This window comes from Rugamonas rivuli, assembly GCF_009380165.1.
Lineage (GTDB): Bacteria > Pseudomonadota > Gammaproteobacteria > Burkholderiales > Burkholderiaceae_D > Rugamonas > Rugamonas rivuli.
In genome coordinates, this window is the sequence record NZ_WHUF01000002.1 from 1,129,934 (window position 1) to 1,154,393 (window position 24,460).

The 24,460-nt window shown below is 65.3% G+C and carries 30 protein-coding genes; 9 read left to right on the forward strand and 21 right to left on the reverse strand.

Annotation, left to right across the window (positions count from 1 at the left end; genetic code table 11):
* The first annotated feature begins 241 nt into the window (after window positions 1-241).
* Window positions 242-715, forward strand: coding sequence for a GNAT family N-acetyltransferase (locus GEV01_RS10250; protein ID WP_235914325.1), 474 nt, complete (start codon window positions 242-244; stop codon window positions 713-715).
* Window positions 716-725: 10 nt separating this feature from the next.
* Here the strand turns inward: GEV01_RS10250 and GEV01_RS10255 are convergent, their stop codons facing one another.
* Window positions 726-1,523, reverse strand: coding sequence for a class II glutamine amidotransferase (locus tag GEV01_RS10255; protein ID WP_152803897.1), 798 nt, complete (start codon window positions 1,521-1,523; stop codon window positions 726-728).
* Between the two features lie 155 nt (window positions 1,524-1,678).
* Here GEV01_RS10255 and GEV01_RS10260 point away from each other — a divergent pair, with 155 nt between their 5' ends.
* The 7 genes from GEV01_RS10260 (at window position 1,679) to GEV01_RS10290 (ending at window position 8,188) form a co-directional block, all read left to right on the forward strand.
* Entirely contained in the window at window positions 1,679-2,503 is an 825-nt protein-coding gene (locus GEV01_RS10260; RefSeq protein ID WP_152803899.1) for an EAL domain-containing protein, read from the forward strand.
* A gap of 151 nt (window positions 2,504-2,654) precedes the next feature.
* Window positions 2,655-3,101: a hypothetical protein gene (locus tag GEV01_RS10265; protein WP_152803901.1), complete on the forward strand. Its 447-nt coding sequence runs from the start codon at window positions 2,655-2,657 to the stop codon at window positions 3,099-3,101.
* Between the two features lie 102 nt (window positions 3,102-3,203).
* On the forward strand, window positions 3,204-3,980 hold the full coding sequence (locus tag GEV01_RS10270; protein WP_235914303.1) for a YcbK family protein: 777 nt from the start codon (window positions 3,204-3,206) through the stop codon (window positions 3,978-3,980).
* Window positions 3,981-4,026: 46 nt separating this feature from the next.
* Window positions 4,027-4,437 (forward strand): hypothetical protein, encoded by a 411-nt coding sequence (locus GEV01_RS10275; RefSeq protein ID WP_152803903.1) that lies wholly within the window; start codon window positions 4,027-4,029, stop codon window positions 4,435-4,437.
* Window positions 4,438-4,462: 25 nt separating this feature from the next.
* Window positions 4,463-5,263: a transporter substrate-binding domain-containing protein gene (locus GEV01_RS10280; RefSeq protein WP_152803905.1), complete on the forward strand. Its 801-nt coding sequence runs from the start codon at window positions 4,463-4,465 to the stop codon at window positions 5,261-5,263.
* 2 nt (window positions 5,264-5,265) lie between these two features.
* On the forward strand, window positions 5,266-5,931 hold the full coding sequence (locus GEV01_RS10285; RefSeq protein ID WP_152804072.1) for an amino acid ABC transporter permease: 666 nt from the start codon (window positions 5,266-5,268) through the stop codon (window positions 5,929-5,931).
* A 67-nt stretch (window positions 5,932-5,998) separates the two neighbouring features.
* The gene (locus GEV01_RS10290; RefSeq protein ID WP_152803907.1) at window positions 5,999-8,188 is read left to right on the forward strand and encodes a putative bifunctional diguanylate cyclase/phosphodiesterase; all 2,190 of its coding nucleotides are present in this window, start codon (window positions 5,999-6,001) and stop codon (window positions 8,186-8,188) included.
* Between the two features lie 9 nt (window positions 8,189-8,197).
* Here the strand turns inward: GEV01_RS10290 and GEV01_RS10295 are convergent, their stop codons facing one another.
* From GEV01_RS10295 to flgB, 12 genes are all read right to left on the reverse strand, one after another.
* On the reverse strand, window positions 8,198-9,238 hold the full coding sequence (locus GEV01_RS10295; RefSeq protein WP_152803909.1) for a hypothetical protein: 1,041 nt from the start codon (window positions 9,236-9,238) through the stop codon (window positions 8,198-8,200).
* 17 nt (window positions 9,239-9,255) lie between these two features.
* Entirely contained in the window at window positions 9,256-10,167 is a 912-nt protein-coding gene (gene flgL, locus GEV01_RS10300; protein ID WP_152803911.1) for a flagellar hook-associated protein FlgL, read from the reverse strand.
* A gap of 11 nt (window positions 10,168-10,178) precedes the next feature.
* On the reverse strand, window positions 10,179-11,549 hold the full coding sequence (gene flgK, locus GEV01_RS10305) for a flagellar hook-associated protein FlgK (protein ID WP_152803912.1): 1,371 nt from the start codon (window positions 11,547-11,549) through the stop codon (window positions 10,179-10,181).
* A gap of 94 nt (window positions 11,550-11,643) precedes the next feature.
* A complete protein-coding gene (locus GEV01_RS10310) occupies window positions 11,644-12,099 on the reverse strand; it encodes a rod-binding protein (RefSeq protein WP_152803914.1) in 456 nt (151 codons plus the stop codon).
* 8 nt (window positions 12,100-12,107) lie between these two features.
* Window positions 12,108-13,241, reverse strand: a complete 1,134-nt coding sequence (locus GEV01_RS10315; RefSeq protein ID WP_152803916.1) for a flagellar basal body P-ring protein FlgI — start codon at window positions 13,239-13,241, stop codon at window positions 12,108-12,110.
* A gap of 29 nt (window positions 13,242-13,270) precedes the next feature.
* Window positions 13,271-13,942, reverse strand: coding sequence for a flagellar basal body L-ring protein FlgH (gene flgH, locus GEV01_RS10320; RefSeq protein WP_152803918.1), 672 nt, complete (start codon window positions 13,940-13,942; stop codon window positions 13,271-13,273).
* The gene (flgG, locus tag GEV01_RS10325) at window positions 13,942-14,733 is read right to left on the reverse strand and encodes a flagellar basal-body rod protein FlgG (protein WP_175023003.1); all 792 of its coding nucleotides are present in this window, start codon (window positions 14,731-14,733) and stop codon (window positions 13,942-13,944) included. The genes flgH and flgG overlap by 1 nt, the downstream gene beginning before the upstream one ends.
* A gap of 31 nt (window positions 14,734-14,764) precedes the next feature.
* Entirely contained in the window at window positions 14,765-15,490 is a 726-nt protein-coding gene (flgF, locus tag GEV01_RS10330; RefSeq protein WP_152803920.1) for a flagellar basal-body rod protein FlgF, read from the reverse strand.
* A 12-nt stretch (window positions 15,491-15,502) separates the two neighbouring features.
* Entirely contained in the window at window positions 15,503-16,771 is a 1,269-nt protein-coding gene (locus GEV01_RS10335; RefSeq protein ID WP_152803921.1) for a flagellar hook protein FlgE, read from the reverse strand.
* A gap of 14 nt (window positions 16,772-16,785) precedes the next feature.
* Complete coding sequence (locus tag GEV01_RS10340) at window positions 16,786-17,475, reverse strand: flagellar hook capping FlgD N-terminal domain-containing protein (RefSeq protein WP_152803923.1); 690 nt, start codon at window positions 17,473-17,475, stop codon at window positions 16,786-16,788.
* Window positions 17,476-17,478: 3 nt separating this feature from the next.
* Window positions 17,479-17,901 (reverse strand): flagellar basal body rod protein FlgC, encoded by a 423-nt coding sequence (gene flgC / locus GEV01_RS10345; protein ID WP_152803925.1) that lies wholly within the window; start codon window positions 17,899-17,901, stop codon window positions 17,479-17,481.
* 11 nt (window positions 17,902-17,912) lie between these two features.
* Window positions 17,913-18,275: a flagellar basal body rod protein FlgB gene (gene flgB, locus GEV01_RS10350; protein WP_152803927.1), complete on the reverse strand. Its 363-nt coding sequence runs from the start codon at window positions 18,273-18,275 to the stop codon at window positions 17,913-17,915.
* Window positions 18,276-18,580: 305 nt separating this feature from the next.
* Here flgB and flgA point away from each other — a divergent pair, with 305 nt between their 5' ends.
* Window positions 18,581-19,162, forward strand: coding sequence for a flagellar basal body P-ring formation chaperone FlgA (gene flgA / locus GEV01_RS10355; RefSeq protein ID WP_328595479.1), 582 nt, complete (start codon window positions 18,581-18,583; stop codon window positions 19,160-19,162).
* On the opposite strand, the gene GEV01_RS10360 is transcribed toward flgA, so the two are convergent.
* The 8 genes from GEV01_RS10360 to GEV01_RS10395 form a co-directional block, all read right to left on the reverse strand.
* Complete coding sequence (locus GEV01_RS10360; RefSeq protein WP_152803931.1) at window positions 19,143-19,904, reverse strand: glycoside hydrolase family 73 protein; 762 nt, start codon at window positions 19,902-19,904, stop codon at window positions 19,143-19,145. The two genes, flgA and GEV01_RS10360, sit on opposite strands and share 20 nt — an antisense overlap.
* A complete protein-coding gene (gene flgN, locus GEV01_RS10365; RefSeq protein ID WP_152804075.1) occupies window positions 19,891-20,310 on the reverse strand; it encodes a flagellar export chaperone FlgN in 420 nt (139 codons plus the stop codon). Before flgN ends, GEV01_RS10360 begins: the two co-directional genes overlap by 14 nt.
* Before the next feature lie 14 nt (window positions 20,311-20,324).
* Window positions 20,325-20,600: a flagellar biosynthesis anti-sigma factor FlgM gene (gene flgM, locus GEV01_RS10370; RefSeq protein WP_070273120.1), complete on the reverse strand. Its 276-nt coding sequence runs from the start codon at window positions 20,598-20,600 to the stop codon at window positions 20,325-20,327.
* Between the two features lie 40 nt (window positions 20,601-20,640).
* Window positions 20,641-21,690, reverse strand: coding sequence for a flagellar motor protein MotB (locus GEV01_RS10375; RefSeq protein ID WP_152803933.1), 1,050 nt, complete (start codon window positions 21,688-21,690; stop codon window positions 20,641-20,643).
* A complete protein-coding gene (motA, locus tag GEV01_RS10380; RefSeq protein WP_152803935.1) occupies window positions 21,647-22,567 on the reverse strand; it encodes a flagellar motor stator protein MotA in 921 nt (306 codons plus the stop codon). The genes GEV01_RS10375 and motA overlap by 44 nt, the downstream gene beginning before the upstream one ends.
* Window positions 22,568-22,621: 54 nt before the next feature.
* Window positions 22,622-23,359: a FliA/WhiG family RNA polymerase sigma factor gene (locus tag GEV01_RS10385; protein WP_152803938.1), complete on the reverse strand. Its 738-nt coding sequence runs from the start codon at window positions 23,357-23,359 to the stop codon at window positions 22,622-22,624.
* A 45-nt stretch (window positions 23,360-23,404) separates the two neighbouring features.
* A complete protein-coding gene (locus tag GEV01_RS10390) occupies window positions 23,405-23,893 on the reverse strand; it encodes a flagellar basal body-associated FliL family protein (RefSeq protein ID WP_152803940.1) in 489 nt (162 codons plus the stop codon).
* A 7-nt stretch (window positions 23,894-23,900) separates the two neighbouring features.
* A partial coding sequence (locus tag GEV01_RS10395; RefSeq protein WP_235914305.1) for a flagellar hook-length control protein FliK occupies window positions 23,901-24,460 on the reverse strand: 560 nt, incomplete at its 5' end.

Genomic DNA, 24,460 nt, shown 5'->3' on the forward strand with positions numbered 1-24,460 from the left:
AACATTCGTGGGCAAAAGCAGGGCCAGCCACTAGTGTGGGAGGGTCGTTCGGGTGTGTCCGCAACGGCTTTTGCTGCTTGGTGTATAGTCGGTTTCAGGCACTGAAGAAGGCGCGCGGCGATACGGCGTAGCGCTTCATTTTTGCTATCGGGAATATTTGTGAGCGTACATGAGTCTTGAAATCCGGAGTCTAGAAATTCGCGTTGCTGCTTCGACAGATGCGGATGCGGCATGCACGGTGCTGCGCCGCTCGATCACGGAGTGCTGCAATCTGGATCATAAAAACGATCCCGCCATCCTGGATGCGTGGCTAGGCAATAAAACACCGCAGATGGTGGCGAACTGGTTCAGTTCGCCGACGAATTTTTCGCTGGTCGCGTTGAGTGAAGGTCTGGTGGTTGGCGTCGCGCTGCTGACCGGCGCCGGCAAGCTGGCCCTGTGCTATCTGCTGCCGGAGGCGCGTGGCCAGGGTGTGGGCAAGGCGCTGCTGGCGCGCATGGAAGAGCAGGCGTGCAGCTGGGGCGTGAAGGCGCTGCAATTGCACAGCACGGCCACCGGCCAGGAATTCTTCGCCAGGCGCGGCTACGTGGACGCCGGCAAAGTGCGTTCGCCGTATGGCGTCGAAACCGTGTTCTTCTGGAAGCAGCTGGACGCCAGCGCCGAAGCGCCGGACGGCAGCAAGCGCAAGCGCTTTTGCAACTGCAATCCCGTTTGACGCTACAACGCTAGCAGCAGATCTCCAATTCCCATTCCTGACGCCGCACCGGCGTCGCTCCCACCTCCAGTCCGTTGACAAACAGCTTCAGCTCGCCCGGCGCGAACCTGGTCCATTCCTCGTTGGAGGTCAGCGGCTGGGTCGCGATGACGGCGATGCGGTCGTCCAGATGGTTGTGCTTGCTGAAGTCGATGCTGAGGTCGCAATCGATGAGCTGCGCCACCGAGAACGGATATTCGCGCACCACCACGTGCAGGTCGGTGCTGCAATGGGCGAACAGCAGCTCGCCGTTGGACAGGATGAAATTGAAACTGCCGTAGTCGGCGATCTCGCCGGCCAGCGTTTCCAGCGCGGCGAACAGCAGGTGGCGCGGCGGCCGGCTTTCGAAGCGCAGCGCCAGGCCGGACAGCAGGTGGCAAAAGGCGCGCTCGCTGTCGGTGTCGCCGTACGGTGAGTACAGGCTGGGATTCGGGTCGAACAGTTTCAGGTCGCCGTTGTGCGCGAAAGACCACGTCTGTCCCCACAGCGTGCGCGTGAACGGATGGCTGTTTTCCAGCGAGACGCGGCCCTGCGTGGCCTTGCGGATATGGGCGATGACGTTCCTGGCCTTGATCGGATTGCTGCGCAGCTGGGCGGCCAGCGGCGAGTGGGTCGAGGCCAGCGAGTCGGTGTAGAGCTGGCAGCCGCTGGCCGTATGCAGGGCGATGCCCCAGCCGTCGCGGTGTTCGCTGCCGCGCAGCGCGAAGCCGGCAAAGGAGAAGTCGACGGCGGCGGGTTTGCTGCTGCTCATGGCGAGTAATTGGCACATGGTGTTCGGGCATGAAGTGGCGATGTCCCACGATAGCGGCAGCACTCCCCGGGCGGAACGAATGTTTTGGCATATCCATAGCTGAAAGCATTCGTTCAGCTTTGGCGCGCGCAGGCCTACGCTGTCGCTATTGTCAGCATCCGTCGAGGAGTTTCATGTCTTTCCCCATCCTGCAAAAATACCTGGCGCGTTTATCCGACGCGACCGGCGCCGCTTCCAGCATCTGGCTCGATCACGAGGGCAAGGCGCAGGGGCGGTTCTTCAATTGCACCATGAGCAGCGCCTTCCAGCCGATCCGCGAACTGGCGTCGGGCAAGGTGCAGGCCTACGAGGGCCTGGCGCGCAGCGTGTCCGCGCAGGACCAGGGGCTGTCGCTGTGGAAGCTGCTGGACCACGCGGCCAGCGACGACGAGTCCATCGAGCTCGACCGTTTGTGCCGCATGCTGCATGCGATTAATTTCTTCCGCCAGGCCGGCGAGGGCGGGCAGGACTTGTACCTGAACGTGCACGACCGCCTGCTGAGCGCGGTCAGCAGCAATCACGGCCATGCTTTCCGCCGCATCCTCGATGCGCTGGAGCTGCCGCTGGAACGCGTGGTGCTGCAATTGCCGGCGGCCTCGCCGCAGCAGGGCTGGCTGTTGAACTATGTGTCCGACAACTACCGCCGCAATGGTTTCCGTTTCGCCGTCAACGTGCCGAGCGCGCGCGAAGCCTTGCACGTGCTGGAGCGCTTGCGGCCCGATGTGTTCAAGCTCGACGCGCGCGAGCTGCACGACGGCGAGACGCTGCAGACCTTGTTGACGCGCAGTGCGCAGGCCGGCGTGGCGGTGGTGTTCAAGCGGCTGGAGTCGCCGCAGTCGCTGACGGTGCTGCGCCAGTTGAGCGAGTCGGCCGGCGTGCCGCTGCTGGTGCAAGGCTATCTGCTGGACGAGCCGCGCGCCGATTTGCTCGACACCGAACCGAGAGCCGTGGCCGCTTGATACGCTGTGAAAACCGATACGGTCGTTGTGCATGGTCCGGTAATCTGCATCATTTTAAATTTGGATGCAGCATCATCGATGATAGCCAGATTGAATTTGAATTTTTGGAGGCGACTGCTTAAATAAAGGTTCTCAAACGGAGGGTCTGATCATGAAAACCATGTGCTTGGCAGTGGTGTTGGGGTCGCTTGTTTTCTCGCCGGCGGTGCTGGCGCAGCAGATCGACAGCGGGCAGGAACCCGTCAGCGTGCCGGTCAAAGCGAACCAGTTGCGCATTGAGTTGCCGGATTCGTACTACAAAATGTGGCCCGAGGATTATCGCGATCTGATCGGCTACTACACGCTGTCGAATGGCCAGACGCTGGCCATCGTCGGCCGCGGCACGAATATGTTCGCCTACGTGGACCAGGACCGGCCGCACAAGATCGTCAGTACCAACCGCGGCACCTTTGTCGCCTTGGACAAGCAGCTGAAGGTGGAGCTCGACCTGAAGGCCGAAGGCGGCCCCAAAGGCTGGATCACCATGGTGGTGCCGGCGCAGAACCTGGCGGACGGCCAGGTCGTGCCTGAGCAAGTGCTGTACATCGCAATGCGCTAGCGCCGGGAGGCACCCGGTTTTTTGCAGGAAAACGGGTGCCTTTCCTTTTTCATTTCCCTCTGCATACGCTATAGTGTCCATATCGTTTTTCACGGATAGGCTATGGCATCGCGCAGAGATTTTTTACAGCAGGGTTTGGGCTTGGCGGGAGCGAGTTTGCTATCGGTGCCGCTGATAGGATGCGCTTCCCGCACTACCGTTCAACACACGGCCGCAGCGCCCAAGCCGGCGGCCCATGCGGCCGCCCCGGGCGCCGCTGCCGCCGCCACGCCGGGCGCTGTCGCCCAGGCCAAGCCGGCCGCCAGCATGCCGCGCGCCTCGGCGCAATCGGCGCCTTCCGGTTTCGGCGAGCTGGAGCCGCCTCCCGACATCTTCGACGCGCAGGCGCTGGACCTGGAGTTCTGGCTCAAGCCGCGCACCATCGATGTGATCCGTCCGGCCAGCGGCGAGCGCGCCAAGCTGCTGTACTGGCGCGATGGCGAGATCATCGAGTCGGCCTACCAGGACTTGTGCCACCTGCTGCGCGACGTCAACGGCAAGGAAACCGCACTCATCGATCCCAAGCTGTTTGAAACGTTGTGGGGCACGCAAGCCTTCGTGGCGCGCTACGGCATCGATACGCCGCTGGAAATCCTGTCGGGCTACCGCACCCCGGCCTCCAACCAGAAACTGCGCGAAGCCGGCGTGCCGGCCGCGCGCCAGTCGCTGCACATGGAGGGCCGCGCGGCCGACATCCGCCTGGCCAACCTCAATTCCGAAGTGCTGGGCGGGCTGGTCAAGAGCTTCCGCCAGGGTGGCGTCGGCTTCTACTACCGCGCCGGCGCGCGCGGCGGCTGGATTCACGCGGATACCGGCCTGAAGCGTACCTGGAAGGGTTGAGCCCGTATCGGCTACACTAGCGGCTTGCCAAGTCAACAGGAATGCTATGCAAGACAATATGGAGCCGCCGCGCTTCCGCCCGGTGCCGTGGAGCGGCCTGGAAACCCCGGCCGATGTGGAGCTGTGGATCGCCGAGCACAATTTGAGCCTCCAGGAAAATATCGCCAAGCACGAGACCGGCTACGGCGTGTGTTTCACGCTGGCCGAAGGCGGCGACATCTATTTGCAGACCACGCAGGACGGCGCCCTGATCCTCGATGTGACGCCGGAAGCCGCCTGGGTGGCGCCGCTGATCATGGCCGCCGCGCGCGTGGACGAGGCGCCGCCGGGCCGGCTGTGGGTGCTGCCGGACGATAAGCTGATACAGTTGATGATAGGGTTGAGCGGGCTGATCGCCAGCTCCATCCTGGTCGTGGGCCACAATTTCGGCCTGCGCCGCCGCATGGGCGCGTGGTAGCGCCCGCCATTTCATAAGGAACTCCATGCACAAACGCGAATTCTCTTTCAAGCTGGCGCAAGGCGCGCTGCTGGCGCTGGCCATGACGGCGGTGGTGCTGCCGGCCTCGGCGGCCGATCTGCTGGACAAGGTCAAGGCGCGCGGCACGCTCAAGGTGGCGCTGGAGGGCACTTACCCGCCGTTCAACTACCGCGAGAAGGATGGCCAGATCGCCGGCTACGACGTCGATGTCGCGCGCCTGGTGGCCGCCAAACTGGGCTTGAAAGTGGAGTTCGTCAGCAGCGAGTGGGCCAGCATCCTGGCCGGACTGTCGGCCGGCAAATACGATGTGATCATTTCCCAGGTCGGCATCAATCCCAAGCGCGAGCAAGCCTTCGATTTCTCCACGCCCTACATTTATTCGATGCCGCAGCTGATCGTGCGCAAGGACGAGCAGGCCGCCTACAAGACGCTGGACGACTTGAAGGGCAAGAAGCTGGGCGTGGGGCAGGGCAGCGTCTACGAGCAGCAAGCCAAGGCGGTGCCGGGCATCGAGGTGCGCAGCTACGCGGCGGCGCCGGACACCATGTCCGACCTGGCGTTCGGCCGCATCGACGCGGCGCTCAACGATAGCCTGATGTCGGCCTATCTGCTGAAAAATTCCAAGCTGCCGATCAAGGCAGGCGCCCAGGTGGGAGCGGTCGAGCGCATGGGCATCCCTTTCCAGAAGGGTAATCCGCAATTCAAGCAGGCCTTGAACCAGGCGCTGGCCGCGGCCGCCGCCGACGGCAGCCTGAAGGCGATCTCGCTGAAGTGGTTCGGTATCGACGTCAGCAAGGCGCCGTGAGCATGGATGTCCAGGCGCTGTGGGAGCTGATGCGCGAGGCCGCGCCGGTGATGCTGCGCGGCGCCGGCTACACGGTGCTGTTCGCGCTGGCGGCCATGCTGGGCGGGCTGCTGATCGGCTTCCCGGTGGCGGTGATGCGCATCCTGCCCTACCGCGTGCTGCGCTGGCCGGCCTCGGTGTACGTCAGCCTGATGCGCGGCACGCCGCTGCTGGTGCAGATGTTCGTCATCTACTACGGCCTGCCCAGCGTCGGCATCGAGTTCACGCCGGTCACGGCCGGCATCCTGGCGCTGAGCCTGAACTCCGGCGCCTTCCTGTCGGAGAGCCTGCGCGGCGCCATCGCCGCGGTCAGCAAGGGCCAGTGGGCGGCCAGCTACAGCCTGGGACTGGGCTACTGGCTGACGCTGTACCACGTGGTGCTGCCGCAGGCGCTGCGCATCGCCGTGCCGGCCATGAGCAATACGCTGATCAGCCTGATCAAGGATACCTCGCTGGTGTCGGTCATCACCATGACCGAACTGATGTTGTCGACCAAGGAGGTGATCGCCACCACCTTCCGGCCGCTGCCGCTGTACCTGGCCGCCGCCGTCATCTACTGGATACTGAGCCTGCTGTTCGAAGCGCTGCAACGGCGCGCGGAACAACGCTTGAACCGCGCGCACCACTGAGGCGGCCCGGTTCGCTCGACAGTGCGCGCCTTAAATGCTAGTCTGAACACCTACGCAAAGGGGTGGTATGGAGAAGCATACGCACAGTACCGAATTGCACGGAAGCCGGCAGCCGATCTCAGCGGCGCGCATCGACGGCTTGACCCGCATGGCTATCATCGATGAAGCGGCGGCGCCGTTCGTCCAGGTGCCGCCGGCCGACGGCCTCAGCGCCGAACAAGCCTGTTTCAACGATATCTATCTGCTGGCCCCGGTCGGCTATTTCGTGCTCGGCTTCGACACCACCATCCTGCAAATGAATGTGGTCGGCGCCGACCTGCTGGGCCTGCCCCGCAACAACCCGGCGCGCATCCCGCTGCGGCAATTCATCGCGCCGCGCTTCCATGACGACTTCGACCGTTTCGTGCGGCAGGCGCTCAACAGCAAGCATCCCGAGCTGTGCTCGCTGCAGATGACGCGGGCCCGCAACCAGCAAGGCTTCCCGGTCACGCTGCGCGCCAGCGTCGACGCCAGCGGCCAGGCGATCCGCGTGGTGCTGGAGCTGGCCGAGGGCAAGCTGGCGGCGCTGGAGCGCAGCGAGGAGCGCTTCCGCCGCATCGTCCACAGCGCCGAGGAGGGCATCTGGGAAATCGACGCCGCCGCCCGCACCAGCTTCGTCAACCCGAAGATGGCGCACATGCTGGGCTACAGCATCGAGGAAATGCTGGACCAGCCGCTGGTGGCGTTCATGGACGACGAGGGCCGCGCCATCCTGGAGCGCAATATCGCGCGGCGCCAGTCGGGCGTGGCCGAGCGCCACGAGTTCAAGTTCCTGCGCAAGGATGGCGGCGAATTGTGGGCCACGCTGGCCACCAACCCCATCTTCGACGCCGACGGCGGCTACCTGGGCGCGCTGGCGCTGGTGTCGGATATCACGGCCAACCGCGCATCGACCGAGCGCATCTGGCACCAGGCCAATTTCGACGACCTGACGGCGCTGCCGAACCGCCATATGTTCCAGGACCGGCTGGGGCAGGAGGTCAAGAAGGCGCAGCGCGAAGGCATGCAGCTGGCGCTGCTGTTCATCGACCTGGACGGCTTCAAGGAAGTCAACGACACGCTGGGCCACGAGCAGGGCGACGCGCTGCTGGTGGAGGCGGCACGCCGCATCGGCGCCTGCGTGCGCACCTCGGACACGGTGGCGCGGCTGGGCGGCGACGAGTTCACCGTGATCCTGTCCGGCATCGAGCACGCGGCCGGCATCGAGCGCATCACGCAGACCATGCTGGCGCTGCTGAACCGGCCGTTCGCGCTGGGCACGGCGCAGCCGTCGATCTCGGCCAGCATCGGCATCGCGCTGTATCCGTCGGACGCGGCGGCGCCCGAGGACTTGCTGCGCAACGCCGACCAGGCCATGTACGCCGCCAAGCAGGCGGGCCGCAACGGCTACAGTTATTTCACCGCCGACCTGCAGCTGGCGGCCGAGGCCCGCCAGCAGATCACGCTGGACTTGCGCTCGGCGCTGGCGGAGCGCCAGTTCGTGCTGCATTTCCAGCCCATCGTCAATCTGCAGAGCGGCAAGATCGAGCGGGCCGAGGCGCTGCTGCGCTGGCGCCATCCGCAGCGCGGCCTGCTGGCGCCGGCCGAGTTCCTGCCACATGCGGAGTCGGGCGGGCTGATGATGGAGATCGGCGACTGGGTGTTCCGCCAGGCAGCCCTGCAGGCGCGGCGCTGGCAGGACGAGCTGGGGCCGGGCTTCCAGGTCAGCATCAACCAGTCGGCGGCGCAGTTCCGCGGCGACACCGCGCTCTACGTCGGCTGGCTGAATTACGCGGCCGAGCTGCAGCTGGCGCCGCGCAGCATCGTCATCGAAATCACCGAGGGCGTGCTGATGCATGGCGCCTCCAAGGTCGCGGACCGGCTGCGCGAGCTGCGCGAGATGGGCTTGCAGGTGGCGCTCGACAATTTCGGCACCGGCTATTCCTCGCTGTCCCACCTCAAGCATTTCGGCATCGACCTGCTCAAGCTGGACCACAGCTTCATCCAGCACCTGGCGGTCGACAGCGGCGACCTGGCGATGTGCGAGGCGCTGATCGTCATGGCGCACAAGCTGGGCTTGCGGGTGGTGGCGGAGGGCGTGGAGACGGCGGCCCAGAGCGCCTTGCTGGCGCTGGTCGGCTGCGACTTTGCGCAGGGCTATGTGTATGCGGAGGCGATGCCGGCCGAGCAGTTGAGCGAGCTGGCCAGGCGCGGGCTGCCGCGCCTGATCGAGGATTGAGGCGGCGGCTTAGCGCAGGCTCAGCAGCGAGATCACGCGCTCGCGGCTGATGCCGGCCAGTGCCGACGTGATCGACAGCAGCGACTGGTAGCCGGGCTGCCTGGCGGTCGAGACGAAGTTCTGCGCCACTTGGTCCATGCCATCGGTGGTGTCGCTGGGCGCCGCGCTCTGCACGCGGGCGCTGACCTGGTTGAGCGCCGTGTGCACCGAGGCGATCGCCTGCTCCACCTGCGCCAGCGCCTGCACCACTTGCTGCAGCGTGGCGCGGACCGATTCCATGTCCGAGGTCTGCCAGCTGTCCGGATCGACGGCCGGCGCTTCGGCCTCGGCCTTCACGCGGTTCAGCTGGCCGGTCGGGAAGCGGATGCCGCCGCCCTGCACGGCGATGGTGTCGCGCACATTGGCCCACGACGCTTCGTCGGTGGTGAATTCCAGCTGGCCGTCCTCGTTGAGGTCGGCGCGCACGCCGCTGGGCGCCAGCGCGTCGTCGAAGCGCTGGGCGATCTGTTCGTCGCTGAGGCCGGGCTCCAGCACCACCGAGCGCAGGTTCTGGCCGCCGCCCAGCGAAATCGCCAGCACTTCGCGGCCGCCGTTGCGCAGGTTGGCCATGGTCATGCCGCGCACCGTGAAGCGGGTGGTGCTGGCCTTGTTGCTGAACTTGAGGCGGGCGTCCAGCGTGCCGCCGGAAGCCTGGCTGCGGTTGCGCCAGCTGTTGCTGAACTGGCGCACGCGCGCATCGAGCGTGCCGTCGGCGCGCTGGCGGTTGGCCAGGCGGGCGCTGAGGTCGGCCTTCAGGTTGCGCAGCTGGGCCGCGCTCTGTTCGAGGAAGTCCAGCGCCTGCTGGGCGCCGGAAATGTCGCCCTGCAGCGGCTGGTCCCAATTGTTCAGGCCGCGGCGCAGCGGCGCCGCCGACGTCGGGGTCGGTGTTACCGGCGTGGCCGTGGCTGCGTTCTCGCCATGCAGCCCCAGAGAGGTGCCGTCCACCGCAGTCGCATTGCTGGCGTTGCCAGGAACAATGACGGTGGGGTTGGAGTTGGGCGAGATTTGCATACGATGCTCAGTTTAAATTACAGGATGTTGAACAGCGACAGGTTGCTGATCTTGGCATAGGCCTTGTACGACGATTGCAAGGCCAGATTATAGCCGTTCAGCTGGGTCGCGGCGTCGCCGTAGTCCAATTGTCCCAGGTCCAGCATCGCCGTCTTGTTCGACAGGCTGACGTTGGCGTGGTTGCCGTCCAGCGTGTCCATGACGTTCTGGGCGCCGCCGAAATTGGCGATCTTGCCTGCCACCAGGTCCAGCGTGGTGCTGGCGCCGTCCATATTGGTGGCCAGCGCGGCGCGCAGCGTCGGCGAGCCCACCGTCAGCGTCGGCGACGACAGTTCGTTGATGGTCGTGTCCATCTGGTTGAGCAGCGTTTCCAGGCCCGAGACGTCGACGTTGGACACTTGCGTGATGCCGTTGCCGACCACGGTCTTCTGCTGGTTCTGGTTGCCGGTGAAGGTGTAGCGCGAGCCGATGGCGGCCGCCGGATCGTAGGTGATGGACGGGGTGTCGGTCAGCGTGCCGGAGAAGATGTAGCGGCCTTCCTGGTCTTTTTCGTTGGCGCTGTAGAACAGGCTGTCGCGCAGCGCCGTCATCGGGTTGACCATGGACTTCAGGTCGGTGGCGGTGTTGCTGCCGTCCGAGGCCCACACCAGCAGGTCGTGGCTCTGCGTGATGTCGTTGGTCATACTCTGCAGATAGGTCTCGTTGGTCGTCAGGCGGATCTTGACGGCGGCGATGTTGGCGCGGTACTGGCCGACGATGGCTTCCTCGCGCGCCAGGCGCGACAGGCGCACATTGGTGACGGGGTCGTCGGACGGCAACTGGATCTTGTTGCCGGACGCCATCTGCGAGGTGATCTGCGCCAGGTGGCTCTGGTTGTCCTGCAGGCCGCGGTTCATGGTGGCCTGGAATTGGCTGGTAGCGATGCGCATTCAGGCTCTCCTTATCCGAACATTTTCAAGGTGGCGTCAAACAGGGTGTTGGCGACGGCGATCACCTTCATGTTGGCCTGGTACATATTCTGGAATTCGATCAGATTGATCCCTTCCTCGTCGGTATTGACGGCGCTGGTCGACTTCCAGTCATCCTCGGACTGCTGGCGCACCGTGGTGGCGGTGTTGAGCTGGGCCTGGTTTTGCTGGCTGTCGATGCCCAGCTTGCCGACCAGCTGGGTGTCGGCGTCGCCCAGCAGCACATTGCCCAGCGAGGTCAGCGTGATCGGCTGGCCCTTGATGGCGACCAGCTGCTGCAGATTGCCGCTGTCGCCCGGCGTGCCGTCGCTGGAGAAGGCCAGGTCGGAAGTCTTGAAGCCGCTGGACAATTGCAGCAGGCCGGTGGCGCTGGCCGGGTTGAACACCAGCAGCGGCGTGCCCGGGACGCCGGGAGCGCTGAAGCCTGCCGCCAGCTGGGCGTTGACCTTGGCCGACATCTGGTCGGCGATCTCGGCGATCGATTGCTGCAGCGGCTTCAGGGTGTTTTCCTGGAAGTTCGCCAGGCCGCCCAGCTGGCCGCCGACCTTGGTGTCGTCGAGCTTGAAGGTGGTCTGGGCGAAGGTCAGATTGAGTTGCTGCACGCCGCTGGTGGTGTCGAACGCCAGCGTGCCGGACAGGTTGCCGACCACCAGCGGCTGGCCGCTCTTGAGCGACACGGTGGCGGTGCCGTCGGCGTTGTTGAGGACTTCGACGCCGACCTGCGAGGCCACGCTGTCGATCAGCTGTTCGCGCTGGTCGATCAGGGCCGAGGTGTTGGAGCCGTTGGCGCCGACGGCGATGATCTGCTGGTTCAGCTTGGCGATGCCGGCCACCGATTCGTTCAGTCCCGGCAGGATGGCGGAGCGCTGCTGCTGCACCGAGATCATCTGGTTGGCCGTGACGTTGAAAATACTGTTGAACTGCTGCGACATGGAGTCGGCGGCGGTGATGACCTGCTGGCGCAGCGGGGTCGAGGTCGGATCGACGCCGGCCGCGTTGAGGGCCTTGAAGAAATTGTCGATACCGTAGCTCAGGCTGGATTTGTCATCGCTCATGACTTTTTCCAGCTGGGTCAGGTAAGGCTGGGTCTGGGAATGCTTGCCCACGTCGGACGCCGCGCGCCACATTTGCTGGGACTTGTAGGAATCGCTGAAACGCAGCAGCGAGCCGACCTGCACGCCGTTACCCGGGCTCAGGCCCGAGCCGTCGCCGGCGTTAGCCTGCAGCAGCACGCCCTGGCGGGTGTAGCCTTTGGTTTGCGCGTTGGCGATGTTCTGGCTGACCGTGTTCAGGGCAGCCTGGGCGGCCAGGGCGCCGGACAGTGCGTTGTAAGAGATGCTCATATTGCAAGGGTCTTTCCTGGTGAAGGCCGGAGGACCAGTCGCTTGCAGTGTTTACACGACGTCCACTGGTCCGTTAACTGTAAAGGGCGACCGCTTACTTGGCTGGATTAAGCGTTTTGGGAATATTTTGCGGCTCGGCAATATTCGCCGGCGCGGCGCGGCCCGGCAGCGCGGCAGCCAGCGCCACCGGGGCGCTGGCCGGCGGCAGCAGCTGGCGCAGGATGGCGTCGGCCACGCCGAAGGCGCGCTGGCCGGCCAGCTGGTCGGCCACCAGGTTGTCGGCCATGTCCAGCATGTCTTCGTTGATCTTGTCCTTGAATACGCTGTCCTCGGACGCCAGCACGCGGGTGCCGGCGCGCATCTGGTGCAGCATGTGGCCGATGAAGAAGCTTTCGAACTTGACCGCCGCCTCGGTGGCCTTGGCGCGGTATTTCGGATCGATACCGTCGTCGGCGGCGGCCACGGCCGGCGCCACCTGCACGCCGCTGAGCTGGTCGGCCACGCCGATGCGCATGGTGCTGCCGTCGAATTTGCTGGGATCAAAGCTCATGGTATTCCTTAAATGACGACCAGTTCGCCTTCGATGGCGCCGGCCTGGTCCAGCGCCTGCAGGATGGCCATGATGTCGTCCGGCGAGGCGCCGAGGCTGTTGATGACGTCGATGATCGCTTGCAGCTTGGCGCCGGCCGGCCATTTGAACATCTGGCCCGAGCCCTGATCGACGCTGACCTGCGATTGCGGCGTGGCCACGGTGTTGCCCTGGGCCAGGGCGTTCGGCTGGCTGACCTTGGTCGATTCGGAAATCACCACCTTCAGCGAGCCGTGGGTGACGGCGGCGGCGCGCACGCGCAGGCCGTCGGCGATCACCACGGTGCCGGTGCGCGAATTGAACACCACCTTCGGCGCATCGTCGCCGACGTCGATCGACAACGCCTCCAGCTTGGCCATGAAGGCCACGCGCTGGGTCGGGTTGGCGGGCGCGACCACGTCGATGCTGGTGGCGTCGGTGGTGGTGGCGATGTCGCCGAAGCGCTTGTTGATCGAATCGACGATATTGGTCGCGGTCTGGAAGTGCGGGTGGCGCAGCGACAGGCGCACGATGGGCTTGGTGGCGAAATCGGTGGCGATCTCGCGCTCGATCGCGGCGCCGCTCGGGATGCGGCCGGAAGTCGGGGTGTTGACCGTGACCGAGGAACCGCTCTTGCCGGAGGCGCTGAAGCCGCCGACCACGACATTGCCCTGGGCCAGCGCATACACTTCATTGTCGGCCGCGCGCAGCGGCGTCAGCAGCAGGGCGCCGCCGCGCAGGCTCTTGGCGTCGCCCATCGAGGACACCACGACATCGATGTTCTGGCCCTTGCGGTAGCCGGGCGGGAACACCGCCGACACCATCACCGTGGCGACGTTCTTGGACTTGGCGTCGGTGCCGTCCGGCACCTTGACGCCGAACTGCTTGAGCATATTGATCACCGACTGGCTGGCGAACTTGACCTGGGTCGAGTCGCCGCTGCCGTTCAGGCCGACCACCAGGCCGTAGCCGACCAGCGGGTTGTCGCGCATGCCTTCGACCGCGACCAGGTTGCGCAGTACTTGCGCGGCCTGGGCCGGCGCTGCGCCGCCGAGGGCGATGCAGCAGGCCAGCGGCAGCGCCAGGAAGCGGTGGAGGAAGCTGAGGCGCTTGCGGAAATTCATGGGGTCACCCTATCAAAAACTATGGCCGTTCAGAACGGCATCAGCGGGCCATTGAAGAAGCGCGACAGCCAGCCGGCCGATTGCGTGTCGGCCAGTGTGCCCTGCGCCGAGTAGGCGATGCGGGCGTTGGCGATGCGCAGCGACGATACCTGGTTGTCGGCGTCGATGTCGGCCGCGCGCAGGTAGCCGCGCAGGCGGACGAATTCTTCGCCCTGGTTCAGGGTCAGGGTTTTTTCGCCGGACACGCGCAGCAGGCCGTTGGGCAGCACTTCCTGCACGATCACGGTGATGGCGCCGGTCAGCGCGTTCTGCTGGGTGCTGGTGGCGTCGCCGGCGAAGGTGTTGGAGGCGCCCAGGCCAACCGCGGCCTTGCCGAAGGTCTTGCCCAGCAAATTGGGCGCGACGATGTTGTCGGCCGAATTCTTCGAGTAGCTGGTCCCTGCCTTCTTGCTGGCCTGGGTGGTTTCCTGCAGGTTGACGGTGACCACGTCGCCGACGCGGAAGGCGCGGCTGTCGGAGGTCAGCGACAGGCCCAGGTCGGCGCTGTAGACGCCGCCCGAAGTGCCTTTCGGGCCGATCACGCGCGACACCGTGGGCGGCTCGTCGGACGGGCCGGGCCGCACCGGCGGCGGCTGCAGCGCGGCGCAGCCGGCCAGCAGCACAGTCAGCAGCGCGGCCAGGACGGACAGGGCGGGTTTCATCAGCGTGCGGCCTGCGACAGGTACTGCAGCATATTGTCGGCGGCCGACAGCACCTTGGTGTTCATCTCGTAGGTGCGCTGGGCGGCGATCATGTCGACCATCTCCTCGACCACCTGGACGTTCGAGCCTTCCAGCGTGCCTTGCTTGAGCTTGCCCCACTGGGCGTCGCCCGGCTTGCCTTCGGTCGGCGTGCCGCTGGACGGGGTTTCGGCGAACAGGTTCTCGCCCAGGGCCAGCAGGCCGGTCGGGTTGATGAAGCTGGTCAGGGTCAGCTGGCCCAGCGCGCTGGCGGTGGTGTTGCCGGCCAGCGTGGCGGACACGGTGCCGTCTTCGCCGATGGTCAGCGAGGTGGCGTTGGCCGGCACGGTGATCTGCGGGATCAGCGGCAGGCCGTGGGCGTTGACCAGGATGCCGTTGGCGTCGACCTGCAACTGGCCGGCGCGGGTGTAGGCGGTTTCGCCGTTCGGCTGGCGCACCGACAGGAAGCCGTTGCCCATCACCGCCACGTCGAGCTGGTTGCCGGTGGTTTGCAGCGTGCCCTGGCTGAACACTTTTTGCGTGCCGACCATGTGCACGCCGTTGCCGAGCTGCACGCCGGACGGCGCCAGCGTGTTGTTGTCGGCGCGCTGGGTGCCGGGCTGCTGTTCGATCGAATAGAACAGGTCCTCGAACACCACGCGGTCGCGCTTGAAGCCGACGGTGTTGGCGTTGGCCAGGTTGTTGGCGATGGCTTGCAGTTTTTCGTCCTGCGCCTGCACGCCGGTTTTGCTGATCCACATTGCTGGATTCATGATTTCTCCCTGTTGTGTAACGTGGACCGGCTTAACCGCCGATCAGGCGATTACCGGTTTCGGCCATCGAATCGCTGGCCTTGAACAACTTCATCTGGATTTCAAACGTACGGTTCAAGCTCATGGTGGCGACCATTTCTTCCACTGCCGAGACATTGCTGCCTTCCAGGTGGCCGGGCTTGACCACCACCGTGGCGTCGGTGGCCAGCGGCTGGCCGCTGCGCGCCACCAGCAGGCCGGCTTCGTTCTTGGTCAGTTCCGACGCTTCGGCCTTGACCAGCTTGAGCTTGTCGATGGTCTGCATGGTGGTGGTGCCGGGGCTCTGGATCGACACCGTGCCGTCGGCGCCGACGGCGATCTTGCTGTACTCGGGCAGCGTGATCGGGCCGCCTTCGCCCAGCGCCACGTTGCCGTTGATTTTCAGCGTGCCGGTTTCATCGAGCGTCATCGCGCCGGCGCGGGTGTAGGCCTCGCCGGTCGGACCCTGGACGGCGAAGAAGCCGTTGCCGTCGATGGCGACGTCGAGGTCGCGGCCGGTCGCCTTGAGCGTGCCCTGGCGGGTCGACACGGCGTTGGCCTGCAACTGCGACATATGGCGGTCGTCGTAGCCGTAGCCGTTGACCGATTGCGCGGCCGACAGCTCCATATTGGCGCGGAAGCCGCCGGTTTCGATGTTCGCCAGGTTGTTGGCGTGTACCTGCTGGCCGCGCAGGGCCCGTTCGGCCCCGCTCATGGCGGTGTAAATCAGCGCATCCATTTAGGCTAGTCCTTACAGCGCTTGCATCAGCGATTGCATCATCTGGTTCTCGGTCTGAATGACCTTGGAGTTGGCCTGGTAGTTGCGCTGCGAGGTCATCAGGCCGACCAGTTCCGAGGTGATGTCCACGTTCGACTGTTCCAGCGAGCTGGTGTTGAGCGAACCGGTGGTGCCGACGCCGGCGAAGTTGACCAGCGGCACACCGGAACCGAGCGATTGCACCCAGCTGGTGTCGTCGACCTGGGTCAGCGCGCCTTCATCCGGGAAGGTGGCCAGCGTCAGCTTGCCGACCGGCTGCTTCTGGCCGTTGCTGTACTTGGCGATCACCGAGCCATCCTTGGCCAGGTCGACGCCGGCGAAGGTGCCGGAGGCGTAGCCGTTGGCGCTGTTGGTCGAGGTGGTGGCCTCGCCGCGGAAGTAGGTGGTGCCGGTGTAGTCGACGACGAAAGCGTCGGTCAGCTTGGCGCCGCTGATGAAGCCCGGCCACAACACTGGATCAGCGGTGGGGATGACGCTCAGGTCGATCGGTGGGAGCTTGCCCTTGACTGCCGGATCGTTCGGGTCTGGCGTGGTCATCTGGCCTGTGGTGGGACTGAAGGCCAGGTCAGCGGTGGCGGCGCCGTTGCCGTCGAGGACGAAATTGACCTGGATGGCGCCGGACGAGGTGGCGCTGAAGTATTGGGTCAGCGTGTGCTGGCCGCCCAGCGTGTCATAGATGATCGAGGCCTTGGACATATTGTAGGTCGACGGATCGGGCGGGGTGGTCGGGGTGACGGCGCCCAGCGCCGGGAAGGTGGTCGGGGTCCAGTCGGACGACAGATTGCCCACGTAGTTGAGCTTGTCGCTGAGCACGGCCGGGATCTGGCCGGTCGGAATCGTGATATCGCCCTGGGCGCCCGGCAGGGTGCTCGGCGGCGTGATGGTGGCGCCCTGCACCTTACGGCCGGAGGCGTCGGTCAGGAAGCCGTCCTTGGAGGTGTTGAAGATGCCGACCCGGGTGTAGTTGATGGCGTTGCTGCTGTCCTTGACCATGAAGAAGCCGGAGCCGTTGATCGAGGCGTCCAGTGAGCGGCCGGTGTTGAGGATGCCGCCGGACAGGCCGATGTTCTGCGTGGTCGAGCCGACCTTGACGCCGGTCAGCTGGTCGCCCGCCACCAGCGACGAGAAGTTCGCGCGCGAGGACTTGTAGCCGTAGGTGCCGGCGTTGGCGATGTTGTGGCTGCTGACGTCCAACGCTTGGTTAATGGCCTGAATGCCAGACAATGCGATATCGAAACTCATGATGGATACCTTCCTTAGAGACTAGATTGGGTGGCAGAAGCGGCGGATTTACCGTTGAAAGCGGTGATGGCGGTCGGCGCGACTTCGCCGATGTTGCCGATATTCAGGACGACGTTGCCGTTGGCCGACAGGCGCACGCTGTTGAGGCGGCCCTGCAGGTCGACCGGCGGGTTTTCCTTGGTGCTGGTGATCACCGACATGGTGTAGGTGCCGGCGGGCAGGCCCAGCGCGGTCGGGTCGATCGAGAACGGCACGCTGCCGGCCGCGGCCACGCCGAGCTGGACGTTGTGCTTGGCGCCGTCGGTGCCGGTCAGCACGATGGTGGTGGTGCTGCTGGTCGAGCTCAGGTTGATCTGGCCGTTGACCTTGGTCGCGCCGTCGGTGGTCAGCGAGGAGGTCTCGGCCATGACGTCGGAGCCGACCTGGGCGCCCAGGGCCAGCACCTGCATGCTTTGCAGCACGCTGGCGTTGGCGCTGGTCAGGCTCGACAGGTTCTGCAGCGATTCGGTCTGCGACAGCTGGGTCAGCTGCTGGACGAACTGGGCCGGGTCGGTCGGCGACAGCGGATCCTGGTTCTTGATCTGCGCCACCAGCAGCTTGGTGAACATGTCCGAGGTCGCGCTGGCAGTGTTGCCGGTGATGCTGCCGCCGGTGTTGGCGGCGGTATTGGCGTTGCTGCCGTTGTTGAGGAGGCTGACTGTCATGGCTTAACCTTCACCGAGTTTGAGGAGAGACTGTTGCATCGTGCGGATACGGCCCAGCACTTCGACATTGGTTTCAAAGGCGCGCGAGGCCGACATCATGTCGGTCATCTCGGCCACCTGGTTGACGTTGGGGTAGAACACCATGCCGTCGGCGTTGGCCATCGGATGGCCGGGTTCGAAGACCTTGCGCAGCGGCTCGCTCGATTCGACCACGTCCAGCACCTGCACCTTGCCGCCGGTGCTGCCCATGTCGCCGATGCTGTCGGCCATCACGGCGGAAAACACCGGCTTGCGGGCGCGGTAGGTCTCGGCTTCGGTGCCGGCGACGGAATCGGCGTTGGCCAGGTTGCTGGCGATGGTATTCAGGCGCACCGATTGCGCGGCCATGGCCGAACCGGCGATTTCAGAAATATTCTTGAACGACATGTCGGCGCTCCTTATTGACCGTTGATGGCTTTGGCCAGGCCCTTCAGGCTCATATTGACGAAGGTCAGGCTGGTCTGGAAGTCCGAGGCGTTTTGCGAGAACGCCGCCTGCTCGACGCCGATCTCGACGGTGTTGCCGTCGCGGGTGGGGTGGAAGGGCACGCGGTACATCATGGCGCTGTCCTCGTCGCCGCCGATGTCGCCGTTGGCCTCGGCCTGGGTGTTGGCCAGCGTGGCGGCGAAGTCCATGTCGCGCGCCTGGAAGCCCGGCGTGTTTTCATTGGCGATGTTGGACGCCAGGATGCGTGTGCGCTCGGCCCGCAGGTGCAGCGCGTCGGCATGCAAGCCCACCGCATCTTTGAAATTAATCGCCATGTTCTTCCCCTGTGTAGACGTTGCTGTAAAACGATGTTGCATGAGTGAAAACCGCTGTTGCCGGGGTAGAATGACGCGCGGGCGCAGCATGCACCCGTAGCGTTCCAGCTTCCCGCATCATAGTAGAGGTATTGCCCATGTTCAACAAAACTATTGTAACCGCTTTGAGTGCAATGTTGCTGTTTTGCACTTCATTTTCTGACGCTTTTTGCGCTACCGGTCCGACCGCGGCGGAGCAGGTGCCGCTCGCGGTGGAGGCGGCCGCGCGCAGCCATGTGCAGCGCTGGGCCGACAGCAGCGGTTTGGTGGAACCGAAATTCGAGTTGAACGTCGTGCGCGGCAGCAGGCCGCTGGCCGCATGCAGACAGGCGGTGACGGTCGATGCGGTCGATACGCGGCTGCCCAGCCGCATGCGTTTTGCCGCCGTCTGCGCCGGCGCCGACGGCTGGCGATACGAGTTCGTGGTGCGCGCGCAGATCTCGGCGCGCATTGCCGTAGTGGCAAGCGATGTGCCATCGGGGAAAGTATTGACCGACGAAGACGTGTTGCTGGAGCGCCACGACATCTCCGGCATCGCCGACAGCGTGTCCGATCCGCAGGACGTGGTGGGCATGAGCGGCAAGCGCGCGCTGCGCAGCGGCGAGGTGTTGCGCATGAATTTGCTGACCGCGCCGACCGTGGTCAAGCGCGGCGACGCGGTGCGCATCGTGGCCAGGCGCGAGCAGATCGAGGTCAGCATGGCGGGCGAAGCCTTGGACAGCGGCGCGCGCGGCACGCTGGTGCGGGTGCGCAATGCGAACGGCACCGTGATCCGTGCCCGGGTGACGGGCGCGGCGACGGTGGAACCTGTCGATATGCCCGTTTCCACTAATTCCCCGACGCAGTGAGCTGGCCGCCGCGCTGCAACTGCGCGGCCAGTTTGCTGAGTTTGTCCGCATAGGCGGGATCGGTGGCGTAGCCGCCTTGCACCAGCCCCTGGGCGAAGGCGCGGGCGTCGTTGCCGGTGTTCAGTGCGGCCTGGTAGCGCGGATTGCCGGTCAGCAGCTCGGTGTAGTCGCGGAAGGCGCTGGCGGTGTCCGGGTAGCTGCGGAAGCGTTCGACCTTTTTCAGCATCGCGCCGTGTTCGAATTCGGTGGTGCTGGCGGCCGCCACGGCGCCGGCCCAGCCGCCGCCGGCCTTCAGGCCGAACAGGTTGTTGGTGTCGGCGCCGCCCTGGCGCAGCGGATTGCGGCCCCAGCCCGACTCCAGCGCCGCGTGGGCGGCAACGATGTCGGGCGAGACGCCCAGCTTGCCGGCGGTTTCTTCGGCCCACGGCTTGATCGAGGCCAGGAATTGCTGCTGCAGCTCGCCATCGGCGCCGCCGTCGATGGCGCCGGCGCCCTGCTGGCGCAGCGCCATCGCCTGCAGGCTCATGGCTTGCGACGGCACGCTGCGCGCCGACGACGCAGCCAGGCTGCCGCCGCCCTGGGCGATGAAGGTGCTGACGTCGTGCTGGACTTGCTGGAAGGTGGACGCGAACGCGCCCGACGAGACGGCGCCGCCCAAGGCCGCGGTGGGGCGGCTGGCGGTCATGTTCGAGACGGTTGCAGCAGTGGGTGCGGTCGATTGCATCCGATCAAGCTGGCGCATAAATCTGCTCCTCGCCATGCAGCACGCGCTGCATGATGCTGTACTGCTCTACCAGCAAGTCGCTATTGCGCTTGCCCAGACGCTTGCATTCGATAACCATATGTTCCAGCGTCTTCCAGTCAGCTTCCATTCTCTCCCGTGCTGCATTTTTCAGCAAGGCAAAAGCCTGCATCATGGTAGCTGTTGGCCCCAATAAACGTTGTACCAGCGCCACGCGCTGCGTGCGGCGCTCCAGCATGCTGTCGACCAGCACCGAAATTTCCTCGGCCACGCTGGCCAGCTGCGGGCCGCGATGGCGCACGGCGGCGTCGAATTGCTGTTCCAGCAAGGCGTTCAAGGCCGGATACGCCAGCAAGTCGTCGCCGATGCCGGCCAGCAGCAGGCGCATGGCGTCCTGCCGCGTCATTGCGCTCACTTCGGTCACTTCTCGCTCCCGTGGAAGCGCTGGATCAGGCCGGCCAGCTTGGCCGGGTCGAAGGGCAGCTCGCCCTTGGCCAGCGCGTCGCGCAGCTGGTCGACTTTTTCCTGGTCGATTTCCGGCATCTCGCGCATGGCCTGCAGCGCCGGCTGCATCACCGCCGATTGCAGCGGCGCCTGCACCGCCGGCGCCGCCACCGCTTCGGCGGCTTCGGCCGGGGCGGACTCCGCCACGCGCTGGACGGCCATGCCGTCCGGACTTCCTGTCGAGATTCTCATGCGTGTGCCTCTACTTGGCTTGGTTTCCATACGTCGTACTTTATTTGTTGCGGCGCGGGTCGCGCAGCGGACTGTCGCTGCCCAGCTTGCTGCGCAGTTTTTGCAGCAGGGTGGCGTCCGGCAGGGCGGTGTCGACATCCTGGGTCAGGGCGCTGCTGTTTTCGGGCATGCCGAACATCGAGGCGATCGTCTTGGCTTGCGCCGTGGTCAGGATCAGCAGCTCGATGCGGCGGTTGACGCCGGCGTCGGCGCGTTTGGTGTCGAGCGGCGCGCGGTCGGCCATGCCGACCACCTGCAGCACCGATTCGGCGTTCATGGTGCCGGCCAGCAGCTGCGAACGGGCCGACATGGCGCGGTTGGCCGACAGCGTCCAGTTCGAGAAGGCGGCGTAGCTGCGGTCGGCGTACTGCAGCGAATCGGTATGGCCGACGATCAGCATCTGGTTTTCCATCTGCTTGAACAGCGGCCCCATGCGGCGCAGCAGCGCGCGGAACTTGTCGGTCGGCACGGCCGAGCCGCGCACGAACATGCCCTGGCGGTCGGTGTCGTGCAGCATCACGCGCAAGCCGTAGGGCGTGATCACCGATTCCAGGTTGCTGGTCAGGCCGGCTTCGGCGCTCATCTTGGTCAGCGCCTTGGACAGCGCGGCCAGGTCGCTCGGGCTGTCGTACTTGATCTTCGGCGTCTCGACCACCGGTTCGGCTTCGCCGGTGATCTTGGTGTGGGCCTCGCCCTTGGCCTTGGCGTCGCCCGGCTCCTCGGTGCTGCCGGTGTGCGGCATCGGGAAACGGTCGATCAGGCTGCCGCGCGGGCCGCCCACCTGCTCGGGCATGACGCCCTTGCCCTGGTCGGTCTTGGCGCCGTCGGCCTCGGTCAGGATCTGTTCCAGCGATTCGAAGTTACGGGCCGCCATCAGCCACAGCACCAGGAACAGACACATCAGCGCCAGGCAGAAGTCGGCGAACGCTACCTTCCAGGCGCCGCCGTGGTCGTCGTGCTTGTGCTTGCCGCCGCCGCGCTTGACGATGGTCTGGTCATGGCCCTTGTCATGCGGCTTTAGCACCACGGCCTCCGCGACGTGAAGTGTCATCGGCTGGGGCGCTGTCGCGGCCCTCCAGGTCGTTGATCCAGCGCTCCAGCTGGGCGAAGCTCGGCTTGATGTTCAGCTGCACCAGGCGGCGGCCGGCGTCGATCGCCAGCAGCGGTGGCTTGCCGGCCACGTGCGTGACCAGCACCACCTTGACGGTTTCCTTGTTCGACGCTTCCTGGTTGACCAGCTGCTTCATCATGCTGGAAATCGGGTCGAGGATGCCGTAGCAGAAGAAGATGCCGATGAAGGTGCCGACCATGGCGGCACCGACGTGCTCGGCGATCTCGCCCGAGGTCGCGCCTTCGCTGACGGTGTTCATGGTGATCACGATGCCCAGCACGGCGGCCAGAATCCCGAAGCCCGGCATCGCCTCGCCGATCTTGGCGAGCGACTTGGCCGGCTGCTCCAGCTCGGTGTGGATGGCTTCCAGTTCCTGCTCCAGCACGCCTTCGAGCTCGTGGGCGTTGATCTTGCCCATCGCCATCAGGCGGAAGTTGTCGACGATGAAGGCCAGCAGCTTGGGTTCTTCCAGCACGCGCGGGTAGCGCTGGAACAGCGGGCTGTCCTTGGGCGCTTCGACGTGGGCGTCGAGCGCCTTCAGGCCGCCGGCCGCCAGTTGCAGCAGCTCGTACATCAGCAGCAGCAGCTGACGCTGGAACTCGGAGTCGTATTTTTTGCGGAACACGATCTTCTTGATCTGCGTGACCGCTTCTTTGAGCACATGGCTCGGGTTGCCGATCACCAGCGCGCCGAAACCGGCGCCGGCAATCACGATCAGCTCGATCGGTTGCCAGATCTGATGGAATGCCCCGCCCATCATGAAGAAGCCGCCGAAGACGCTGCCTAAAACTATGAGTATGCCGACTATTTGCTGCATGATGATTCGCCTTTCCGCGTCATTTTTCTAATCTTGCCTTGCGCCCGCTCTGGATCAGGCGTTTTGCAATACTGCCTTCATCTTGCCCAGCGCCGCCTTGTTGAGCTGACAGACGCGGGCGTCGGTCAGGTCCAGCACGGCGGCGATTTCCTTGTAGCTGAGCTCGAATTCGTAATACATCTGCACCACCCGCTGCTCGCGCTCGTCGAGGCCGCGCAGCGCCTGTTCCAGGCTGCGCCGCACCACCAGCTGGTCTTCCGGGCTGGGCGCGCTGTCGTTGCTGACGCTGTCCTGCAGCACTTCGTCGAAGCTGGCGATCAGCTCGGCGTTCTCGTCCATCTGGTAAGCCTGGTAGGCTTCCGGTGTCAGGTTCAGGCCGCTCATGATTTCCTGCTCGCTCGGTTCGTGGCCCAGGTTGCGGGTGAGGGCGCGCACGGCGTCGCGCAGCTTGTGGCTTTGCTGGCGCACCGCGCGCGGGCGCCAGTCCTGGCGGCGCAGCTCGTCGAGGATGGCGCCGCGCACGCGCAGGCTGGCGTAGCTGCCGAAGGCGCCGTCCGGTTCGCCGTAGCGGCGCAGCGCTTCGAGCAGGCCCATCAGGCCGATCTGTTCCATGTCGTCGCGGTCGATGGCGCCGGCGATCTGCGAATTGAGCTGGCGCACGATGCGCTTGACCAAGGGCGCGTACGACAGCAGGTGTTTCTGCTCGTCGGCCACGCTGTGCGCCACCGGCGCACCGCCAGGCTCGCCATAACTTTCGGCATAAGCGTCCGCATATTGCTCTATATAGGCCATGCCCGCTCCACTGGTCGCACCACTCGTCTTCATGCTTGCCGCAGGCTACTCAATAATCAGTTTGCCGATCATGACTTCGGAAAAGGGTTTTTCCCGGCCTTCATGCTCGTAGGTGGCTTCGAAAGCCTTGTTCAACTCGCCCGCGAACTGGTCGATGGTCATCACTTGCGCGGTGGCCATCGGCAGGTTGGACAGCGTGCGGACCGCCACGCTGCGCAGCATCGGTAATTGTTCCTTGGCTTCCTTCTCTTTCTTCTCGCTGGTGGTGATCACCAGGTCGGCCGACATGTAGTGGGTCAGCGTATCGCCGGGCTGGCGCTTGAGCATGATGATCACCTTGTCCACCGTCAGGTATTTCGGCGGCGACTTGTCTTCCTTTTCTTCCTTCTTGGCCGGCTTCTTGGCCGGCTTGCCTTCCGCCACGGCGGCCGGCTCCTCTTTACCCTTGGACATGTACCAGACTGCGCCGCCGGCCACCGCCGCACCCACCACGGCCACCAGCACCAGCGCTATGATCATTTTCATGTTCTTCATCTACTGATTACTCCCGCTCGGACGTCATGGCAAAGGTGGTCGCTTCGTCGCCGGACAGGGCGCGGCCCGGCGTGCGGCTTTCTTCCTGCTCGCGTTGCTGGCCGCCGCGGCCGCCCGTGTCGGCCTGGGCCTGGGCGCGCGACGACGACACGGTGACCGAGACGTCCGCATACTGGCGCGTCGACAGATCCTGGCGCACGCTGTCGCCGATGGTGTTGAGCTGGCGCAGCACCTCGCTGTGGTTGGCGCTCAGGTTGACCTGCAGCGAGCCGGCACTGTGGCGGATAGAAATCTCGATGCTGCCCATGTTCGGCGGTTCCAGGCGGATCACCGCGTGGTCGTTATTGCGTTGCAGCTGGACTTGCAGGCGGTCGCCCAGCGCTTCGCGCAGCGGCTGCTGCCACTGCTCGGGCGAACCGGCCAGCTTGACCACGGCGGCGGCCGGGGTGGCGGTCGGCGCGGCCTGGCTGAAGCCGACGTTGCCGGCGACCGGCGCCCGACTACAGCGCCTCGACCGCGGCCGCCGGCGGCGCCGCCAAGGACGACGGCGCCACCCGCAGCAGCATG

Bases quoted from the DNA above. Each gene is read 5' to 3' on its own strand.
- flgN (WP_152804075.1), bottom strand. From the start codon at position 20,310: ATGACGCGGCAGGACGCCATGCGCCTGCTGCTGGCCGGCATCGGCGAC.
- GEV01_RS10340 (WP_152803923.1), bottom strand. From the start codon at position 17,475: ATGACAGTCAGCCTCCTCAACAACGGCAGCAACGCCAATACCGCCGCC.
- GEV01_RS10285 (WP_152804072.1), top strand. From the start codon at position 5,266: ATGGATGTCCAGGCGCTGTGGGAGCTGATGCGCGAGGCCGCGCCGGTG.
- flgG (WP_175023003.1), bottom strand. From the start codon at position 14,733: ATGAATCCAGCAATGTGGATCAGCAAAACCGGCGTGCAGGCGCAGGAC.
- flgF (WP_152803920.1), bottom strand. From the start codon at position 15,490: ATGGATGCGCTGATTTACACCGCCATGAGCGGGGCCGAACGGGCCCTG.
- flgH (WP_152803918.1), bottom strand. From the start codon at position 13,942: ATGAAACCCGCCCTGTCCGTCCTGGCCGCGCTGCTGACTGTGCTGCTG.
- flgC (WP_152803925.1), bottom strand. From the start codon at position 17,901: ATGTCGTTCAAGAATATTTCTGAAATCGCCGGTTCGGCCATGGCCGCG.
- flgM (WP_070273120.1), bottom strand. From the start codon at position 20,600: ATGAGAATCTCGACAGGAAGTCCGGACGGCATGGCCGTCCAGCGCGTG.
- flgK (WP_152803912.1), bottom strand. From the start codon at position 11,549: ATGAGCATCTCTTACAACGCACTGTCCGGCGCCCTGGCCGCCCAGGCT.
- GEV01_RS10275 (WP_152803903.1), top strand. From the start codon at position 4,027: ATGCAAGACAATATGGAGCCGCCGCGCTTCCGCCCGGTGCCGTGGAGC.
- GEV01_RS10315 (WP_152803916.1), bottom strand. From the start codon at position 13,241: ATGAATTTCCGCAAGCGCCTCAGCTTCCTCCACCGCTTCCTGGCGCTG.
- GEV01_RS10390 (WP_152803940.1), bottom strand. From the start codon at position 23,893: ATGAAGAACATGAAAATGATCATAGCGCTGGTGCTGGTGGCCGTGGTG.
- GEV01_RS10255 (WP_152803897.1), bottom strand. From the start codon at position 1,523: ATGTGCCAATTACTCGCCATGAGCAGCAGCAAACCCGCCGCCGTCGAC.
- GEV01_RS10270 (WP_235914303.1), top strand. From the start codon at position 3,204: ATGGCATCGCGCAGAGATTTTTTACAGCAGGGTTTGGGCTTGGCGGGA.
- GEV01_RS10280 (WP_152803905.1), top strand. From the start codon at position 4,463: ATGCACAAACGCGAATTCTCTTTCAAGCTGGCGCAAGGCGCGCTGCTG.
- GEV01_RS10295 (WP_152803909.1), bottom strand. From the start codon at position 9,238: ATGCAAATCTCGCCCAACTCCAACCCCACCGTCATTGTTCCTGGCAAC.
- GEV01_RS10385 (WP_152803938.1), bottom strand. From the start codon at position 23,359: ATGGCCTATATAGAGCAATATGCGGACGCTTATGCCGAAAGTTATGGC.
- GEV01_RS10265 (WP_152803901.1), top strand. From the start codon at position 2,655: ATGAAAACCATGTGCTTGGCAGTGGTGTTGGGGTCGCTTGTTTTCTCG.
- GEV01_RS10260 (WP_152803899.1), top strand. From the start codon at position 1,679: ATGTCTTTCCCCATCCTGCAAAAATACCTGGCGCGTTTATCCGACGCG.
- GEV01_RS10375 (WP_152803933.1), bottom strand. From the start codon at position 21,690: ATGACACTTCACGTCGCGGAGGCCGTGGTGCTAAAGCCGCATGACAAG.
- GEV01_RS10335 (WP_152803921.1), bottom strand. From the start codon at position 16,771: ATGAGTTTCGATATCGCATTGTCTGGCATTCAGGCCATTAACCAAGCG.
- GEV01_RS10360 (WP_152803931.1), bottom strand. From the start codon at position 19,904: ATGCGCCAGCTTGATCGGATGCAATCGACCGCACCCACTGCTGCAACC.
- flgL (WP_152803911.1), bottom strand. From the start codon at position 10,167: ATGCGCATCGCTACCAGCCAATTCCAGGCCACCATGAACCGCGGCCTG.
- flgB (WP_152803927.1), bottom strand. From the start codon at position 18,275: ATGGCGATTAATTTCAAAGATGCGGTGGGCTTGCATGCCGACGCGCTG.
- motA (WP_152803935.1), bottom strand. From the start codon at position 22,567: ATGCAGCAAATAGTCGGCATACTCATAGTTTTAGGCAGCGTCTTCGGC.
- GEV01_RS10290 (WP_152803907.1), top strand. From the start codon at position 5,999: ATGGAGAAGCATACGCACAGTACCGAATTGCACGGAAGCCGGCAGCCG.
- GEV01_RS10310 (WP_152803914.1), bottom strand. From the start codon at position 12,099: ATGAGCTTTGATCCCAGCAAATTCGACGGCAGCACCATGCGCATCGGC.